This window comes from Posidoniimonas polymericola, from assembly GCF_007859935.1.
Taxonomy (GTDB): domain Bacteria; phylum Planctomycetota; class Planctomycetia; order Pirellulales; family Lacipirellulaceae; genus Posidoniimonas; species Posidoniimonas polymericola.
Window position 1 is genome coordinate 291,737 of record NZ_SJPO01000001.1, and the last position, 16,772, is coordinate 308,508.

General features: G+C 68.3%; 13 protein-coding genes. 5 read left to right on the forward strand and 8 right to left on the reverse strand.

Annotated features, from left to right (window positions below; all coding sequences use genetic code 11):
• Positions 1-272: 272 nt before the first annotated feature.
• The 3 genes from Pla123a_RS01180 to Pla123a_RS01190 all read right to left on the reverse strand — a co-directional run bounded on the left by Pla123a_RS01180 (position 273) and on the right by Pla123a_RS01190 (position 3,829).
• A complete protein-coding gene (locus Pla123a_RS01180; RefSeq protein ID WP_146583691.1) occupies positions 273-470 on the reverse strand; it encodes a YjfB family protein in 198 nt (65 codons plus the stop codon).
• Between the two features lie 312 nt (positions 471-782).
• Positions 783-3,446, reverse strand: coding sequence for a M56 family metallopeptidase (locus Pla123a_RS01185; RefSeq protein WP_146583692.1), 2,664 nt, complete (start codon positions 3,444-3,446; stop codon positions 783-785).
• Positions 3,443-3,829, reverse strand: a complete 387-nt coding sequence (locus Pla123a_RS01190; protein ID WP_146583693.1) for a BlaI/MecI/CopY family transcriptional regulator — start codon at positions 3,827-3,829, stop codon at positions 3,443-3,445. The genes Pla123a_RS01185 and Pla123a_RS01190 overlap by 4 nt, the downstream gene beginning before the upstream one ends.
• A 707-nt stretch (positions 3,830-4,536) precedes the next feature.
• On the opposite strand from Pla123a_RS01190, the gene glpK reads away from it, so the two are divergent.
• From glpK to Pla123a_RS01210, 4 genes are all read left to right on the forward strand, one after another.
• The gene (gene glpK, locus Pla123a_RS01195; protein WP_146583694.1) at positions 4,537-6,024 is read left to right on the forward strand and encodes a glycerol kinase GlpK; all 1,488 of its coding nucleotides are present in this window, start codon (positions 4,537-4,539) and stop codon (positions 6,022-6,024) included.
• A 341-nt stretch (positions 6,025-6,365) separates the two neighbouring features.
• Positions 6,366-7,946, forward strand: coding sequence for a glycerol-3-phosphate dehydrogenase/oxidase (locus Pla123a_RS01200; protein ID WP_231956294.1), 1,581 nt, complete (start codon positions 6,366-6,368; stop codon positions 7,944-7,946).
• 162 nt (positions 7,947-8,108) lie between these two features.
• On the forward strand, positions 8,109-8,930 hold the full coding sequence (locus Pla123a_RS01205) for a ParA family protein (RefSeq protein ID WP_146583695.1): 822 nt from the start codon (positions 8,109-8,111) through the stop codon (positions 8,928-8,930).
• Between the two features lie 303 nt (positions 8,931-9,233).
• Positions 9,234-11,156, forward strand: a complete 1,923-nt coding sequence (locus Pla123a_RS01210; RefSeq protein WP_146583696.1) for a hypothetical protein — start codon at positions 9,234-9,236, stop codon at positions 11,154-11,156.
• A gap of 236 nt (positions 11,157-11,392) precedes the next feature.
• On the opposite strand, the gene Pla123a_RS01215 is transcribed toward Pla123a_RS01210, so the two are convergent.
• Complete coding sequence (locus Pla123a_RS01215) at positions 11,393-11,908, reverse strand: TPR end-of-group domain-containing protein (protein ID WP_146583697.1); 516 nt, start codon at positions 11,906-11,908, stop codon at positions 11,393-11,395.
• A gap of 463 nt (positions 11,909-12,371) precedes the next feature.
• Here Pla123a_RS01215 and Pla123a_RS01220 point away from each other — a divergent pair, with 463 nt between their 5' ends.
• Positions 12,372-12,710, forward strand: a complete 339-nt coding sequence (locus tag Pla123a_RS01220) for a hypothetical protein (protein WP_146583698.1) — start codon at positions 12,372-12,374, stop codon at positions 12,708-12,710.
• A gap of 16 nt (positions 12,711-12,726) precedes the next feature.
• Here the strand turns inward: Pla123a_RS01220 and Pla123a_RS01225 are convergent, their stop codons facing one another.
• The 4 genes from Pla123a_RS01225 to Pla123a_RS01240 form a co-directional block, all read right to left on the reverse strand.
• Positions 12,727-13,074: a hypothetical protein gene (locus tag Pla123a_RS01225; RefSeq protein WP_146583699.1), complete on the reverse strand. Its 348-nt coding sequence runs from the start codon at positions 13,072-13,074 to the stop codon at positions 12,727-12,729.
• Positions 13,075-13,120: 46 nt separating this feature from the next.
• Positions 13,121-14,299, reverse strand: coding sequence for a nickel pincer cofactor biosynthesis protein LarC (larC, locus tag Pla123a_RS01230; protein ID WP_146583700.1), 1,179 nt, complete (start codon positions 14,297-14,299; stop codon positions 13,121-13,123).
• An 85-nt stretch (positions 14,300-14,384) separates the two neighbouring features.
• Positions 14,385-15,260, reverse strand: a complete 876-nt coding sequence (locus Pla123a_RS01235; protein WP_146583701.1) for a serine/threonine protein kinase — start codon at positions 15,258-15,260, stop codon at positions 14,385-14,387.
• Between the two features lie 157 nt (positions 15,261-15,417).
• Positions 15,418-16,644 carry an efflux RND transporter periplasmic adaptor subunit gene (locus Pla123a_RS01240; protein ID WP_146583702.1) on the reverse strand — a complete coding sequence of 409 codons (1,227 nt, stop codon included), beginning with the start codon at positions 16,642-16,644 and terminating at the stop codon, positions 15,418-15,420.
• Positions 16,645-16,772 lie beyond the last annotated feature (128 nt).

Here is a 16,772-nt window from a genome sequence, read left to right on the forward strand (position 1 = left end):
GCCGCCGGGCCAAAGATCAACGAAACGGAGCTACCCAGATTGCCACAAATCCTTGCGATTGTGACGGTTACACGCCCTGCCCGAGCAGGATGTCCCCCTCCCCTGAAGGGGGAGGGGCTAGGGGAGGGGCAGAGTTCCCCGCTAGTTGGCGTGGTCCTGTACGAGCAACCCCGGGCAGGGTCATACCCTAGACCGACACCCAACCCGCAGAGATTGGGCCTGACGGCCCACGCTACGGGTGGCCGTGGTTCGAAGCCAGTGGGGCTGGCCGGCTACCGCACGGCGTCGAAGTGGTGGCCCTTGCCGACGGCCTTGCCGAGCTGGCCGGCGGACTCGATTAGCTGCACCATCGCGTCGCCGGCCGCCTTCTGGGCGTCGAGCGACTTCTTGGCGAGCGCAAAGCCAATCTGGCTCTGCGTCTGCGACTGCTTGGCGGCGATCACACTACTGATGGCGGCGTCGGTGCTCATACGGTCCTCTATCGGCTCGGGGAGGAAGATTGCCCCTAACCGTAGCACCGAATTCGGCCGCCGAGCGGTGTGGCTTGCCGCTCAAGTTGTCGCAACCGGCACAATCGGGCCGCGCTGTGCCGGATGAACAGGAGGCCGCAGAGGAAGCAGAGGAGCAGGATAGGAGGTAGGCCGGCAACAAGCGCCAGCGCCGTTCCGGCGCTTGCGGACCGAACTGCCGGAACCGCGCTGGCGCTTGTTGCCGGCCTACCCGTTCTCTGCTCTCTCTGCGCCCTCATGTTCGCAACCTGCGTCGCCTAGTAGGCAGCTCCGCTATTCCTCCCGCAGATCAGGATAAACGTCAGGCCAGTTGAAAACCTCCTCGCCGTTGCGGGTCAGCATGGCCCGCAGCAGCTTGGGGTCGGTGTCGGTTGGCGTGTCGCGGACGGAGCCGTCGGCTAGCGCCCGCAGGAAGAAGCCGTTGTAGTGACCGCCGAATTCCGGCAGGGGGCCGTCTGCGGGGATCTCGATATCCTCCGGCTTCGTCCACGGGATGTCACGTTTGGCCTCAACAATCAAGATGGTCTTCGAGGTGCCGTCGGTGACCTCGCGGATCCTTACGGCCTGCTCGCCGGGGAACATCGTTTGTTTGCCGACCGGCACAAAGTAGGAAGCGTAGTCCGATGTGGTTGCGCTCGGGTCGATCATCACAGGCACCAGCGTGTTGGCGATCTTCATGTTCGCCTCGCTGTCCCACGGCTCGTCAAACCTGTACAGGTCGTACAAGGCCTGCTCATCAAGGAACGGCAGAATCGCCACCCGCCAGCTGTGGGGGTGCGGGCTGCGTTTCTTCTCGTTCGTCTCCGGATCCACGTACTCGTAGTTGAGGGCCGCCGGGTAGTGCCCGTAGGTGCTCTCGTAGTTGAGCATCGCGAGCCCCAACTGCTTGAGGTTGTTGGCGCTCTGCGAACGCCGGGCCGCGACCCGCGCGGCGGTGACCGCTGGCAAAAGCGTGCTGGCGAGCTCGCCAATCTCCGCGACCGACTCGTCGGGCTGGTACACGACGCGGGCGTCGGCGCCGTCGGCCTTGATTTCGAGACCGGCCAGGGCGCTGCCCAGCACGCTCACCGCCTGATCGTACATCGCGCGTTGCTCGTCCGGCACGGCGGCGAAGGGCTGCTGGATGGCGTTCTGGCCCAGCACCCGCATCGCGTCCAGCATCGCGACGACCTGCTTAGCCGAATCCTCGCTGTCGGTCTCGGCGGTGAGCTGGAGCCGAGCGTTCTCGTCGATTGAGAGCGAGCCGGTGATGCGCTGAATCTTCTCTAGCGTCGGCGCGATCAACGCCGCCTGGCGGTTCTCCTGCATCTCCTGCCGCAGGCCAGTCGCTAAGACCTGCTGGTTGTCGATCCAGAGATTAAGGGCGGCTGGCTCGTCGCCCCAAGCCGCGGCGCAGGCCGGTACTGGGTTCTCAAGCGGCGGCGCCTGGTTGACCGTGTAATCGCAGACCAGCGTGGTGTCGTCAAGCAGCACGACCTGTGCAACGTTGTTTCTCCAAGCACGCCGCGTTTCTCTCGACTCTTCCTCGAACCCGAGGTGGCTGAGGGCGGCGGTCACTTTCTTGAGTGCTTCTGTGTTGAGAGTCCTGATTGCCAGTCGGGGCGCGTGGCGGCCTGTTGAAGGCACGGCGAGAAGGATTTCAGAGATTTCGTTGAGGCTTAGGTTCACGTCACGGAATCGGTCGCGGACGGCATCCGACTCCAGAAGACGCGCCATCTCGGGTTCGTGCGCAACTCGAGCGACGTTAACGGACAAAACCACCATCGAGTCCTTGGGCGCCAGCGTCAGCGGGATGGGCTCGCTGTTGTTGAGGTCCACGACGTCGTAGACCGCCGGTTCCTCCGCCACGCCCGCCGGCGGCCGCAGCCCGGCCACGCCTACCGCAACCAGCGCCAGCGTCGCCGCGGCGGTCCACTTCAGTCCGGCGGCCGGGCGGCCGTTGAGCGTTGCAAGCGGTGAGCGGAGCATCTCGACTCTCCTCATGAGCAGGGAACGAGTGGGGAACAAGGTCCGCGCGGGGCCGGCGACCCGCTGCGGCGGGGTTGCCAGGGCGAGCGCGGCGAGCGTCTGCAGGTACTGCTGGCTGCCGCCGGTGAGCCGGGCGGCCGCGGCGTCGGCGGCCAGTTCTTGTTCGAGCTGCAGCCGCGCGGCCAGCCAGCGCACCAGCGGGTTGTAGAAGTGCACCGCCACCGCCAGCCGGGCGACCACCCAGCCCAGGTAGTCGCGGCCGGCGATGTGGGCCAGTTCGTGCGCGAGCACCGCGCGGAGTTCATCGCTGGACCACTTCTGCCAGCCAGCCGGCAGCAAGATCTGCGGCCGGCGCCAGCCAATGGTCGCCGGCGTCGACAGTGAATGAGACTCCCGCACCGCCACCCGAGCGTCGACCGCCAGGTCGTCTCTCAACCGGCCAAGCTCAGCCAGCAGCTCTTCGTCCTCAATTGCCGAGCTCCCCCGCGAAAGCCGCCGCACACTCACCAGCCCAACCGCGAGCCGCAGCAGGCTGAACACCGCGCCGGCGATCGCGGCCAGCACAAGCCACGACCACTGCGAGTTTCTGGTTGGATTGATGGGCTGCTGCTCGGTCAACGCGGTGGTGAACTCCCGGGCGTAGTCCGACAGGGTGAACTGCTGGAGCGTGGGGGGGGCGAAGTCCTGCGGCGGGTCCTCCCCCACGTCTGCGGCCGTGGGTTGCTCGGCCGCGGCCGCCAACGGCATCGCGCCGACGCTGTTGTCTGGTTTGGCCGTCAGCTCCCACCGCGGCCAGGGGCTGCCGGCCAGCAGGGTCAGGCCGAGCGTCAGCACCATGCCCCACAGCAGGGCGGCCACGGCGGCCCGGGCGCCGAGCCGCCGGGCGACGGCGTACATGGCGAGCATCGCGAGCGAGAAGACCGCGACCTGCAACGCGCAGCGGACCAGCACCGAATCGAGCGGAGTCATTGCTTGCCCCCTTCATCGAGGATGTCTTTGAGCACCTGCCGCTCCTTGGCCGACAGCTTCTTCCCGTCCAACAGCCGCACCAGCAGCTCCTCACGCGAGCCGCCGAACACCCGCTTCACCATGTCAGTGACCAACCGGCCGGATACCTCGTCGAACGAGCGAAGCGGCTGGTAGACGAACGGGCGCTGCGTGCCGGTCTGCTTGAGGAACTTCTTCTCGACCAGGATCTTGATAAGCGTCGCGACCGTGGTGTACGCCAGGTCGCGGCCCGAGTTGGCCAACGCGTCCCGGGCGTCGACCGCGGTCTGGGGGCCCTGGTCCCAGAAGACGTGCATCAGCTCGAGCTCACGCTCGGTCAGCTCGCTGGCCTTTGGCCTCGCCATGGCGGGGGCTCCTCGGCGGTAGAGAAGTGGATGTTTGGTTTGTTAGATTTGGTTTTATAGATTTGCGGGTGGCGAGTCAAGGAAAAACTTGTTGGTGGACCCACGGCGGCCCCAATAGCCGACGGATTACATCCGTCGGACGCCCCAGTGATTGCCCCGTTTGGCAGGGCATCCGATGGATGTAATCCATCGGCTACCGGTCAATTCGCGAAGGCCGGAACAAGCGCAGCGCCGTTCCGGCAGACAGAATCGCAAGTGCCGGAACGGCGCTGCGCTTGTTGCCGGCCTACCGACTTCAATGAAGCACGGGCGCTTCGCCCGTGGGGTTGTTGGGATCGGCGCCGCCGAGGCGACCGTCCTAAGCGGTCGTTTGATAGGCTCAATTTCTCAACACTTTGTCGTAGAAAGGAGCCACCAACCGCGGTCCAATGAGGGGTTGGTCGCGACGGTCGGCCGAGGGCGGCGGGGCGGTGCTTGGATTGTGCCGCGTTTGGTACGCTTACCGTGGGCGTGAGGGACAAAAACCCTCACCCCCAGCGGCGGTGAATCGTCGTAAGTAGTTCTGGAGCAAGCAATTGCTAAGATTGCGGGACGGGACTCCGCTGGGTTCTGTCCCCTCCGATCGAATAATCGGACACTACCCGCCTGGCGACGCGGCCCGGGCCAGGCGGTCGGAGCTCATTCAAAAACCATCAGGCGAGGCGGCCATGACTTACCTACTTGCCCTCGATCAGGGCACCACCAGCTCGCGGGCAATCGTCTTCGATACTGACGGCGCCCAGGTGGCGGTGGCGCAGCGGGAGTTCCAGCAGCACTACCCCCAGCCGGGCTGGGTCGAGCACGACGCCAACGAGATCTGGGCCACGCAGCGCGATGTCGCCATCGAGGCGCTCGCCAAGGCCGGCCTCAAGGCGGCCGACATCGCCGCCCTCGGGATCGTCAACCAACGCGAGACGCTCGTCGTCTGGGACCGCGCGACCGGCGAGCCGGTCTGCCGCGCGATTGTCTGGCAGGACCGCCGCACCGCCGCCATGTGCCGCCAGCTGAAGGACGCCGAGCCGATCTTCCGGACCAAGACCGGCCTGCTGCTCGACCCGTACTTCACCGGCACCAAGCTCGCCTGGCTGCTGGACAACGAGCCGGGGCTCCGCGCCCGGGCCGAGGCGGGCGAGCTGGCCGCCGGCACGATCGACAGCTGGCTGGTCTACAAGCTGACAAACGGGAAGCAGCACGTCACCGACGCGTCGAACGCATCCCGCACGCTGCTCCTCAACCTGCAGACCTGCGAGTGGGACAACGAGCTGCTCGACATCCTCCGCGTGCCCGCCGCTCTGCTGCCGGCGGTGGTCGACTCGAGCGGCGTCTGCGGCGAGGTCTCCGGAGTTGACGAGCTGAACGGCATCGCCATTGCCGGCCTCGCGGGCGACCAGCAGTCGGCGCTGTTCGGCCAGGCGTGCTTCGGCAAGGGCGACGCCAAGAACACCTACGGCACCGGCAGCTTCTTGCTGGTCAACACCGGCACGGAGGTCGCCGCGTCCCATCAGAAGCTGCTGTCGACCGTCGGCTGGCGGATCGGCGGCGTCACCGAGTACGCGCTGGAGGGGAGCGTGTTCGTCACCGGCGCCGCCGTGCAGTGGCTGCGTGACGGGCTGGGGATCATCAAGCAGTCGGCCGACGTCGAGGCGCTCGCCAATCAAGTCCCCGACACGGGTGATGTGTACCTGGTGCCGGCGTTCGCGGGGCTCGGCGCGCCGCACTGGGACCCCGATGCGCGGGGCACGATCGTCGGCATGACCCGCGGCACGACCGCCGCGCACATTGCCCGGGCGACCCTCGAGGGGATCGCGCTGCAGTCGGTCGAGCTGGCCGAGGCAATGCGGGCCGACACCGGCCTGGCGATTGACGAGCTCCGCGTCGACGGCGGCGCGGCCAGCAACGACACCCTCATGCAGATGCAGGCCGACCTGCTGCAGGCGAAGGTCATACGGCCCAAGGTCACGGAAACCACGGCCCTCGGCGCCGCCTACCTGGCCGGCCTGGCCGTGGGCGTCTGGCCCGACCGGCCGACGCTCGCCAAGCAATGGGCGGTCGACCGGGAGTTCGAGCCGCAGATCTCTGCCGACGAGGCCGCCGCGAAACGGGCGCGGTGGGGCGAGGCGGTGGAACGAGCGAAAGGCTGGGCGGCGGACGATTGAATAGTCGTGTTGTAGTGGGGCGGGGTGCCGGGGGCGCTCCGCGACAGCGGAAGCCCCCGACCGCGTGCAAGTAGCGGCCTGTACGTCATCGGGGGCTTCCCTGCGGGAGCGCCCCCGGCACCCGTCGAGAGGGAGGCAACAGATGTCAAGTTCTTGGCCGAAGGCCATATTCACCGTAGCCTAGGGCAACGCCCTAGGTGACGTAGAGCGTGAAACCATTTGGCTGAAGGCCAAATTCAATGAGGAGGCGAGGTTGAGGCCGACCTAGGGCGTTGCCCTGGGCTACGTTGAGGTTGGCCGTTGGCCAACGAAATGACAATGGTTCGATCCGACCTAAGCACGTGAAGCAACTCAACCTCATCACGAAACAATCGGACCGCACGACGCAGGTCGAGCGGTTGGCCGAGCTGCAGCCGTTGGACATCGCGGTGATCGGCGGCGGCGCGACCGGCGTGGGGATTGCGCTCGACGCGGCGGCCAGGGGATTCAAGGTCGCGCTCTTCGAGCGGGACGACTTCGGCCACGGCACCTCGAGCCGCAGCACCAAGCTGGTGCACGGCGGCGTGCGGTACCTGGAGCAGGGCAACGTCGGCCTGGTCCGCGAGGCGCTGCATGAACGCGGGCTGCTGCTGAAGAACGCGCCGCACGTGGTGCACCCGCTGCCGACCATCGTGCCGCTCTACCAGTGGTGGGAGGGGCCGTACTACACCGCCGGCATGAAGGCCTACGACCTGCTGGCCGGCAAGCTCGGCATCGAGCGTTCGCGGTGGCTGTCGAAAGCCAAGACCCTGGAGCTCGCCCCGACGCTGCCGCGCGACAAGGTGCGGGGCGGCGTGCGGTACTTCGACGGGCAGTTCGACGACACGCGGCTCTTGGTCCACCTGGTGCAGACCGCCATCCTGCACGACGCGGTCTGCCTGAACTACGCCGAGGTCCGCGAGATTGTCCACCAGCAGGGGAGGGCGTGCGGCGTGGTCGCCGTCGACCGTGAGACCGGCGGCGAGCTGCGCGTCGATGCGCGGGTGGTGATCAACGCCGCCGGACCGTTCTGCGACGACGTCCGCCGACTGGAGGAGACGCCCGACAGCCCGCTCTCTGCCCGCTGGATCGCCGCCAGCCAGGGGGCGCACGTCGTGCTGCCGCAGCGGTTCCTGCCGGGCGATTCGGCGATCATCGTGCCCCGCACGCCGGACGGGCGGGTGGTGTTCGCGATCCCGTGGCTCGGCCGGGTGCTGGTCGGCACGACCGACATCCCGCTCGACCACTCGCCGCGTGAGCCGCTGGCGATGCCGGCCGAGGTCGACTACCTGCTGGAGACCGTCGCCGATTACCTCGACCCCGCGCCGACGCGGGCCGACGTGCTGTCGACGTTCGCCGGCGTGCGGCCCTTGGTCCAGGCCGACCCCGACGCCGCCACCAGCAAGCTGAGCCGGGAGCACGAGGTCCGCGCCTCGAAGACCGGTCTGTTGTCGGTCATCGGCGGCAAGTGGACGACCTACCGCCGGATGGCCGAGGACGCGGTCGACCAGGCGATCGAGGCGGGCGACCTCCCCAAGCGGCCCTCGCCCACGGCCGAGCTGCCGATCTTCGGCGCTACGCGCCGCGCGGTCAGCCCGCACGACTGGCCCGGCGTCGGCGAGCTGATGGCCGAGTCGCCGGAGCTCTCGGAACTGCTCTCGCCCGACCTGCCGTACACGGAGGCCCACGTCGTGTGGGCGGCGCGGGGCGAGCAGGCCCGCACGGTCGAGGACGTGCTGAGCCGCCGCACGCGGGCGCTGCTGCTCGACGCGCAGGCCGCGTCGGACTGCGCGCCGCGGGTGGCCGAGCTGCTAGCAGCCGAGCTCGGCCGCGACGCGGCCTGGCAGAGCGAGCAGATTGCTTCGTTTCAGGCGTTGGCAAGGAGGCACGTGGTTGTTAGGTAGCCGACAGATGTAATCTGTCGGCTACCTAACGAATACACGGTGCTAGCACCGCCGCGGACTGCTCTGGGACCAGCCAGCAGGTTCTCCTAGACTCCCGGCCCTGTGTTTTGCGCGCCGGGTGTGCGCTGTTCGTTTTCCCCTCCGCTCACGCGGGAGGTCTGCATGCGTTCGTTGGCGATCATGAATCAGAAGGGTGGCGTCGGGAAGACGACCACCACGGTCAACCTGGCGGCCGGGCTCGCCCGGTCGGGGTGGCGTGTCGGGATTCTCGACATGGACCCGCAGGCGCACGCGTCGCTGCACCTGGGGGTCGACCCGCAGCGGCCGCTGACCACCATGTACGACGTGCTGAACAGCGAGGCCCCGCTGGCCGAGGCCTGGCAGGACGCCGGCGAGCGGCTCCGCGTCGCGCCCGCACACATCGACCTCGCCGCGGTCGAGGTCGAGCTGGCGGGCGTGGTCGGGCGCGAGGTGATCCTGCGCGACAAGCTGGCCACCTGCGCGGACCAGTTCGACTACATCCTGATCGACTGCCCGCCGTCGCTCGGCGTGCTGACGATCAACGCGCTGACCGCCGTGGACCACGTCTACCTGCCGCTGCAGCCGCACTTCCTGGCGCTGCACGGCCTGAGCAAGCTGATGCAGACCATCGCCCTGGTCGCCGACCGGCTGAACAGCCGGCTGCAGATGGCGGGCGTGGTGATGTGCATGTACGACTCCGGCACCAAGCTGGCGGCCGAGGTCACCGCGGACGTCGACCAGTACTTCCAGGCGCTCCGCGGCAAGGGCGGGGTGTGGGAGGGGGTCCGCCTGTTCGAGACCCGCATCCGCCGCAACATCCGCCTGGCCGAGGCGCCCTCGTTCGGGCAGTCGATCTTCGGCTACGCCCCCGACTCGCCCGGCGCCGAGGACTACGGCGCCCTGACCGGCGAGCTGCTGGCCTACTACGCCGGCCGCGACCTGATGCGCAGCGCGGCGGCTTAGGCCCGCGATTGTTTCCAGCTGAGTGCTGCGTTGCTAGCACTCTCTATCGCCTGCTAAGGTTTGCCGGCTACGCGCTCGGCGGGGCCGTGGGCGACCTTTTCTTGTTTGCTGGATGTGCGTGCGCGGTCCGTCTGATCCGACTGGGAAGGCGGCGAATACCCCGTTCTGGGCGTCCCAACTGGACGATGATTCCCGTGAAGCGCGACTCTAGCCTGCGGAGCCCACGGAAGGTGCGCCGCCGGATGTCTGCGTCCTGGATACACCGTGTCCCATGGCCGGGACGCACAGACCGGAGATTCACGGATGAGAATTCAAAACCCACTACAGCGAGCCATCTGGGCCGCGGCGATGATGTGCTCCGCGCCGATGGCGCTGGCCGCGCCCTTCGCCATCACGCAATCGCCCGCTCAGCAGCCGGCCTACGGCTACCAGCCGCAGGTCGCGCAGCAGCCCCAGGCGGCGCCCGCCTATGGCTACCCGGCCCCGCAGGCCAACGCCGCCGCGCCGGGCTACGCTGCCGCCCCGGGTTATGCCGCGGCTCCGGGCTACGCGGCTGCTCAGCCGGCGTACCCGCAGCAGGGCTACGCCCCGCAGGCCCAGGCCCCGACGGCCTACCCGCAGCAGCGGTACGCCTACCGCGGGGCGCCGTCGCAGGAGCTGCCGACCCCGAACGAGTCGATCACCCCCGCGCCTGTTCAGGCCGAGGCGCCGACCTACCAGCCGGCGGAGACCTACAGCTACCCAGCCGCCAGCGTGACGCCGGCCTCCGCGCCCGCGGCTGACTGCAACTGCAACGGCGGCTCGGCCGCCCCCGCCACGACCTGGGAGGGCTACTCCTCGGGCTCGTGCGACTCGTCGAGCGCCTACGGCTCGTGCTACACCGGCGGCGGCTACGCCGGTGGATTCGAAGCCTGCGGCCCCTCGCGGCAGTGGTTCGGCGGCGTGTACGGCCTGTACATGACCCGCACCCAGCCCGATGGGTTCCAGACCTCGGTGCTCGTCGACGGCGCGCCGAACGACTACTACCCGATGCCGACCGACATCACTGTGTACAGCGATCAGGCCGACGTCGGCTACGCCGCGGGCATCGAGACCCGCATCGGCAGCACCTTCGGCTATGCCGGCTGCGGCTGCAACGCGTACCAGCCGTACGCCTGGGAAGTCGGCTACTGGGGCCTGGAGGAGGACTCGTCGTTCACCGAGGTGAGCGACACCTTCGGCGGCACCACGCGGATGTACGGCCGCATCAACTACGCCGGCATCCAGTACGACCGTGACGGCGTCGGCGGCGGTGCGTATGGCTACCGCCCGGTGAACGAGTACTACGACTACCAGGTGCCGGTCAACCAGACGGGCAACACCAACAACGTCCGAGTGCTGGCGAACCGCGTCACTCAGCGGTTCAAGGCCCAGAACATCGAGATCAACTTCTGGCGGTTCGGCGCCCCGGCGGCCTGCGGCTCGGTCGCGATGGCGGGCGTTGGCTCGTGCGGCGGATCTTCGTACGGCGCCGGGTCCTGCGGGACCGGCGCTTGCGGCTCGGGGTCGTGCGGCGATGGTTCTTGCGGCGCCGGTTCGTGTGGGACCAGCGGCTGCGACCTGACGCCGTGCTGCTCAACCGGCCAACGGTTCTTCTTCAGCGGACTGGCCGGCGTGCGGTTCATGCAGTTCGACGAGTTCTTCCGCAACGCGGTGTTCTTCACGCTGGACGACGGCGCCGGCGGCGTGGTCGGCGGCGAGCCGGGCCTGTACCCCGACAACATGCCGGCCGACGACAACGTGCTGTTCCACGACATTGACGTCGCCAACGACCTGGTCGGCTTCCAGCTCGGCGGCAGCATGAACTACCTGGTCGGCTGCAAGTGGTCGCTGTTCTGCGACACCAACTTCGGCATCTACGCCAACGACGCCGACGTCTACCAGCGGGTCTACAGCCCCGGCGGCGGCGACGTGGTCTATGTCAACGGCGGCGCCGCGGTTGCCGCTCGCAACAGCAAGCAGGACGTCGCGTTCCTGGGTGAGGCCCGCGTCGGCTTCGGCTACCAGATGAGCTGCCACTGGCGTGCGACCGCCGCCTGGCGTGTGATCGCCGCTAGCGGTGTGGCCCTCGCCGGCAACCAGATCCCGTCGGCCGGCTTCGTCAACAGCGCGACCGTCCGCGACATCAACACCGACGGCTCGCTGGTCCTGCACGGCCTGCAGGCGGGCGTCGAATGCAAGTACTAAGCTGAGATTGGTCTGTTGATATTGCTCTGAGGACGCACTTGAGCCCTGTGTCCTGTGTCACTGAAAGCGGCCCGGCAGCCACCATGCCGGGCCGCTTTTTTGCTTGCGCGGCGCGGTAGAAAAGAGCTCACTGAGGCAGCCCACCCCGCCAGGGGTGGAACTGTGCACGGGTTCGATCCCACCCCTGGCGGGGTGGGCTGCTCATCGTCGACTCTCAGCTAGCAGCTAACCGCGACTTACACGATCACGCCGGTCAGCATCTTGAAGCCGGGGTCGTCGCGGAGGGGCTCGAAGTCGGACTCGTGGTCGATGAGGTCGAGGAAGTTGCTGTCGAGCTTGAGCGCCTCGGCCAGGTGGTTGAGCGCGGGGCGGCGCTCGCAGGCGAGGCTCCAGTAGCACGCCAGGTTGTAGTGCAAGAGCGCGTCGTTTGGCGCGTAGCTGAGTCCACGGTCGAGTGACTCGATCGCGCGGCGGAGCTGGCCGGTCCGCTTGTAGCACCAGCCGAGCGCCAGCCAGACGTGCAGGTCGTCGGGGTTGATCTCGGCGCTGCGACGCAGCGGGATCAACGCCTCGCGGCAGCGCGACAGCTCGCGGAGCGACTCGCCCATCAGGAAGCAGGCGCGTGAGCTGCTGTGGGTCAGCTTGCCGCGGCGCTGCAGCTCGCCCAGGGCGTGGGCGTGCATGCCGAGCTCGAGGTATCCCTCGGCGGCGGCGATAGTTTTTTTGAGACGGATTTTGTCGGCGGTTGCCACGGGGTCGTCCCTGGGATTTCGCGTGCGTGAGCGGGGCGGATGTCCTTCTCCTTCTTAGCCGCGATCCTCCCTGACGCTGCCCGAATTGTATCCGTGTTCGCCGAGCGGCCCAACAATCGGGCGCAAAAGTCGCGCCGCAAGTTGTTGGGGCGTCTGGACTAAGCAACGCAATTTCGACCTTGCTGGCTGTGCCGCAAGCAGCGCTTCGGCAAGCTCGATGGCGCGGCGCTAAGACGCACTTGGGCGATTTCTCGCATGTTGACCTTTCGAGACACCTGGGTTGGTCGGCCGTTGAGAAAACGCCACACCGATGTCGGCGGGCGCCGACGCGCCCTTGCTCTAGGTGGTTGGTGCGGCTGGGGTTAGGCCAAACCGGGGCCACCGCCGCCGGGGCGTGGCGCGGGCATTGCGAACTGGGGGAGCAGCTCTTCTGCCCGCCGCTCTCGCAGCCCCCCGACCCCTCGTGCGTACCACCCTGTTTATCGTCGTCCTGATGATGGCCGGAGCCGCCCTGGCGTCTCGCTGGCCGGTGACCTCGGATCAGACGCCCGCGTCGCTCGAGTGGGTGCGGACCGTGGATGGCTGGGAGCGGTCGGCGCACCTAATCCCGGTGGCCGAGCACGGCCCGACGATGCACCCGCTGACGCTGGCCGCGCTGCAAGTGCTGGCCGCCGGTGTGGCGTTGGCGGCCGGCTGGAGTGCGGCCGCCGCTAGTGAGGACGACCTCGCGGCAAAGCCCGCCGCCGCGATCTCGCAGCGGCGCCGCGCAAAAGCGCCCCGTGGCGCCGCCCAGGCCGGTTGAACCGCGGCAGCACGCGCTAGCCCCGCGAGTCGAGCTCCCGCAGCAGTTCTTCCATCCGGTCGATCTGCTGTTGGCTCCTGGCGCACAGCTCCTGCAGCACGACAATCTTGTTGTCGAGCTGCGCCCGCAGCTCGCGGCCGGCGTCGTGCAGCTCGACCTTCTGCCGCTCGATCATCGCCGACGAGTCGGAGTACGCGCCCGACCACTGGCTGGTGGGTCGGGGTTGCCGGGCGATGGGCGAGTCGTCGTACCGGCGGCGGCGGCCGAAGTAGCGGTAGCTCCGCCGCAGCAGGATGCTGGTCAGCAGCGCGCAGCCCGCCGCGAACATGATGCTGGCGACCAGGGTGTTGGCGAGCAGGAGCATGCCGCGATTCTCGCTGAGAGCCGGCCCGCCGGGAACAGCAGGCCTATCAAGATTGCGCTCGGCTGAAAGCCGCCGCCGCGGCCAGCGAAACCTGTGCTAGCGTCACGCCATGCTCGTGGGCGGCCGCGTTACAATCGTCGTATTCGGGAGTGAACCTCTCGCCGCCGGTTGGCAGGGCAGCCACCACGCCGCCCACTTTGCCGTACTCGGTGTCGACCTCCGCCCGGCGGCGGGGGAGCACCATCCGGGGGACGGTCTGCCGCCGCAGCCCCAGGGCCGTGGTGTTGGCGAAGATCACCCCGGCCAGCTTGTCGGCCTGGTGCGGCCGCGCCTGGACCGACAGCAGCACGCCGGGCCGCAGCTTCTTCATCTGGATCGGCGTCAGGCAGACGTCAAGCGCGCCGGCCTCCCAGAGCCGCTCGACACAGGCGCCGATTGCCTCGCCGGTGGCGTCGTCCAGGTTGGTCTCGAGCAGGGTGATCGCGTCCGCCCCGCCGGCCGCGGCCGGCTCGGCCGCCTCGCCGACCAACAGCCGCACCAGGTTCGGGTGGTCGAAGTCCTTCTGGCCCGAGCCGTAGCCGATCGCCTCGATGGTCATGGCGGGCAGCGGCCCGAAGCCCTCGACCAGCGTCGACACGATCGCCGCGCCGGTCGGCGTGGTGAGCTCGCCCTCGGGCGCGAACGCCGCCAGCGGGATCCCCTTGAGCAACTCGGCGGTGGCGGGCGCGGGGATCGCGCAGCGGCCGTGGGCGATCTGCACGAAGCCCGTGCCGGTCGGGATCGGCGAGGCGTAGATCTTCTCGACCCCCAAGAGGTCCCAGCCGATCGCCGCGCCGACGATGTCCGCGATCGAGTCGACCGCGCCGACCTCGTGGAAGTGCACCTTCTCGATGGTCGAGCCGTGCACGCGGGCCTCGGCCTCGGCCAGGCGGGTGAAGATCCGGGTGGCGAGGTCGCGCTGCCGCTCGGTGAGCGTGCTGCGGTCGATCATCGCGGTGATGTGGTGCAGGTGCCGGTGGGCGTGCTCCGGCTCGTGCTCGACCCTGATCTGCGTGGCGCGGAAGCCGCGCTTCTTGACGGTCTCCTTCACCAGCCGGCAGCTCGGCAGGCCGAGCGAGTCGACTCCCGCCTGGATGGCTCCGAGGTCGACCCCCGCGTCGACCAACGCGCCGAGGGTCATATCGCCGCTGATGCCGCTGGCGCAGTCGAGGTAGGCAATGTTCATAAGGGATCGTTCAACGTGGTCGCAGTTTGGCTCGGGGCGCCGCCGAGCGACGCGTCAGCAGACCATTGTGAACGGTCGACCGCGTTTAGTCGACGTCCTCGCTCTTGATCCGCCGCAGCTGCTGCAGGACCGAGTCCATCGAGGCGTGGCGATCGGCGGGCTCTGCCTGGATGCACTTCATGATGATCGCCTCGAGCTCGGGGCGGATTTTCGGGTAGTACTGAGAGAGCGGCGGCGGTTCGCTGGCGCCGTGCGACATCGCGGCCAGGCCGTCGGAGCCCCGCACCCACGGCAGCTCGAACGCGAACATCTCGTACATCGACGCGCCGAACGCGAAGATGTCGAGCCGCTGGTCGGTCGCGCGGCGGCGGACCACCTCCGGCGCCATGTAGTTCGGCGTGCCGGTGCGGTTGCCGGGCTGCTGGAACGGCGGCGTCGCCGGCACCGTCAGCCCAAAGTCGATCAGCTTGAGCGACTTGCCGTCCTTCGCGCACACAAAGTTGCGGGGGCAGACGTCGCGGTGGATGTAGCCCGCCTGGTGCACGGCGTCGAGCGCCTCGGCCGCCTGCGTCATCAGCGCGAGCCGGTTGCCGTCGAGGATCGGGTTGCGGCCGATGATGCACGAGTTGAGCCCCGGCCCATCGAGGAACTCCATGACGATAAACTGCTCGCCCTTGGTCGTCATGCCGAACGAGTGGGTCACGACAATCCGCGGGTGGATCATCTGCATCGAGATCTCGCCCTCGGACGGTTTGCTGAGCCCCTTGAAGCGGGCCTCGAGCTGCTCGGTCTTCTTCTTGTCGAGGATCTTCAGCCCGACAATCTGACCGCTCTTCCGATCGCGGGCCATGTGGAAGTCGGACATGGTGCCCGACACGGCGGCGCGGAGGATCTCGTAACGCCTCTCGATGTCGACCTTGCCCGAATCGAGCATCGACTTAAACAGCTGGCCTATGCCCATCGTTTCTCTGCGTGCGCCCCGTGGTGAGATTCTGCTCCTGCTCCACTATATCTTGCGGGCCGCAGGCGGGCTATCGAAACGCTCCGAGCCCGCCGGGCCGCGGGGGCTACAGTGGGCGTTTTTCCGAGGGATTTGCGGGTCGGACGGCCGGGCGGGCCTAACCGCCGGTCCTCGAGCGGACTTCCGACCCGTCCCGCACGCGGTCGCTGGGGTGCAGGATCACCCGGTCCGACTCCGCCAGGCCCTCCAGCACCTCGGCCTGCAGGTCGTTCTGCTTGCCGACCGACACCCGCGTCTGGCGGGCCCGGCCCTCCTCGATCTTGAACACCACCCACTCGCCGGCCGAGCGGAACAGCGCGCTGGTCGGCACGATCAGGGCGTCCCCGGCGCTGGCCGTGACGATGCGGGCCTCGACGCGGAAGCCGTCGCCCAATTGCTGGCGGGCCGCCGGCGGGTCGACCAGGTCGACAATCACGTTCACCCGTTGTTCTTCGACGCCGAGGGTCGAGATCTTGGTAAAGCCGGCCGGCTCGACCAGCCGCACCCGGCCCTCGAGCGGGGACTCGCCGCCCCAGTGCTCGAGCAGCACCCGCGCGCCGGGCTCGATCCGCACCGCGTCGCTCGACAGGACATCGATTTCGACCTCCAGGTCGGTCGGGTCGCCAAGCTCGAGGAGCGACGCGCCGGCCGTGACCACGGCGGCGCTCTCCTGGAACACCCGCAGCACCCGCCCGTCGATCGGCGAGCGGATGGCGAAGTTCCAGCCGTTGTCGGACGCGTCGTCGGCCTCGGGGTTGTCGCTCGGACGCGTGCGGAGCAGGGCGGCCTTCGCCTGCTCAAGCTCGAACTCCGCAATCTCCTGCGAGTAGCGCGACGCCCGCAGCTCCTCGCTGGCGGCTCGGTAGGAGGTCTCAATCTTCTCGAACTCTTCGCGGGTCACCCCCTTCGAGTCGAGCAGCTTGCGGTACCGCTCGAGGTCGCGTTCGGCCTGCGCCTGCCGCAGCCGGGCCTGCTCGAGCACCGGCTCGACCCGCTTGAGCGACGCCGCGGCCGCCTGCTCCCGGGCCTCGGCCTGGGCGATCGCGCGGGCGTCGAGTAATTCCGGGTCACGCGGCTCGACCACCGCCAGCACGGTCTGGTCGGCGGTGACCGAGTCGCCCGGGTCGAGGTCGATCCGCAGCAGCCGCCCCGACAGCGGCGTGCTCACCACGTACTTCTCCCGGATGCGGGTCTTGCCGTCCTCGTCGACGGTGACCAACAGCGACCCTCGCCCGATAGTCGCCATGTCGACGTCCACCGGCTCCGGCATGAACGCAAACGCCAACCCCCCGACGACCGCCAAGCCGACGACGAGGAAGAACAGTTTGCTGAGCCAGTTGGTCATAGTGGGGCTATTGGCTATTGGCTATCCAGAGCAAGCCGCGAAGCGGCGCGCTGTTCCCCTCCCCTGAAGAGGGAGAGGGCAAGATGATCCGTTAGGCAACGCGCTCCTGAGTTAATACCTTAGTTCGA

Bases quoted from the DNA above. Each gene is read 5' to 3' on its own strand.
- Pla123a_RS01180 (WP_146583691.1), bottom strand. From the start codon at position 470: ATGAGCACCGACGCCGCCATCAGTAGTGTGATCGCCGCCAAGCAGTCG.
- Pla123a_RS01185 (WP_146583692.1), bottom strand. From the start codon at position 3,446: ATGACTCCGCTCGATTCGGTGCTGGTCCGCTGCGCGTTGCAGGTCGCG.
- Pla123a_RS01190 (WP_146583693.1), bottom strand. From the start codon at position 3,829: ATGGCGAGGCCAAAGGCCAGCGAGCTGACCGAGCGTGAGCTCGAGCTG.
- glpK (WP_146583694.1), top strand. From the start codon at position 4,537: ATGACTTACCTACTTGCCCTCGATCAGGGCACCACCAGCTCGCGGGCA.
- Pla123a_RS01205 (WP_146583695.1), top strand. From the start codon at position 8,109: ATGCGTTCGTTGGCGATCATGAATCAGAAGGGTGGCGTCGGGAAGACG.
- Pla123a_RS01210 (WP_146583696.1), top strand. From the start codon at position 9,234: ATGAGAATTCAAAACCCACTACAGCGAGCCATCTGGGCCGCGGCGATG.
- Pla123a_RS01225 (WP_146583699.1), bottom strand. From the start codon at position 13,074: ATGCTCCTGCTCGCCAACACCCTGGTCGCCAGCATCATGTTCGCGGCG.
- larC (WP_146583700.1), bottom strand. From the start codon at position 14,299: ATGAACATTGCCTACCTCGACTGCGCCAGCGGCATCAGCGGCGATATG.
- Pla123a_RS01235 (WP_146583701.1), bottom strand. From the start codon at position 15,260: ATGGGCATAGGCCAGCTGTTTAAGTCGATGCTCGATTCGGGCAAGGTC.
- Pla123a_RS01240 (WP_146583702.1), bottom strand. From the start codon at position 16,644: ATGACCAACTGGCTCAGCAAACTGTTCTTCCTCGTCGTCGGCTTGGCG.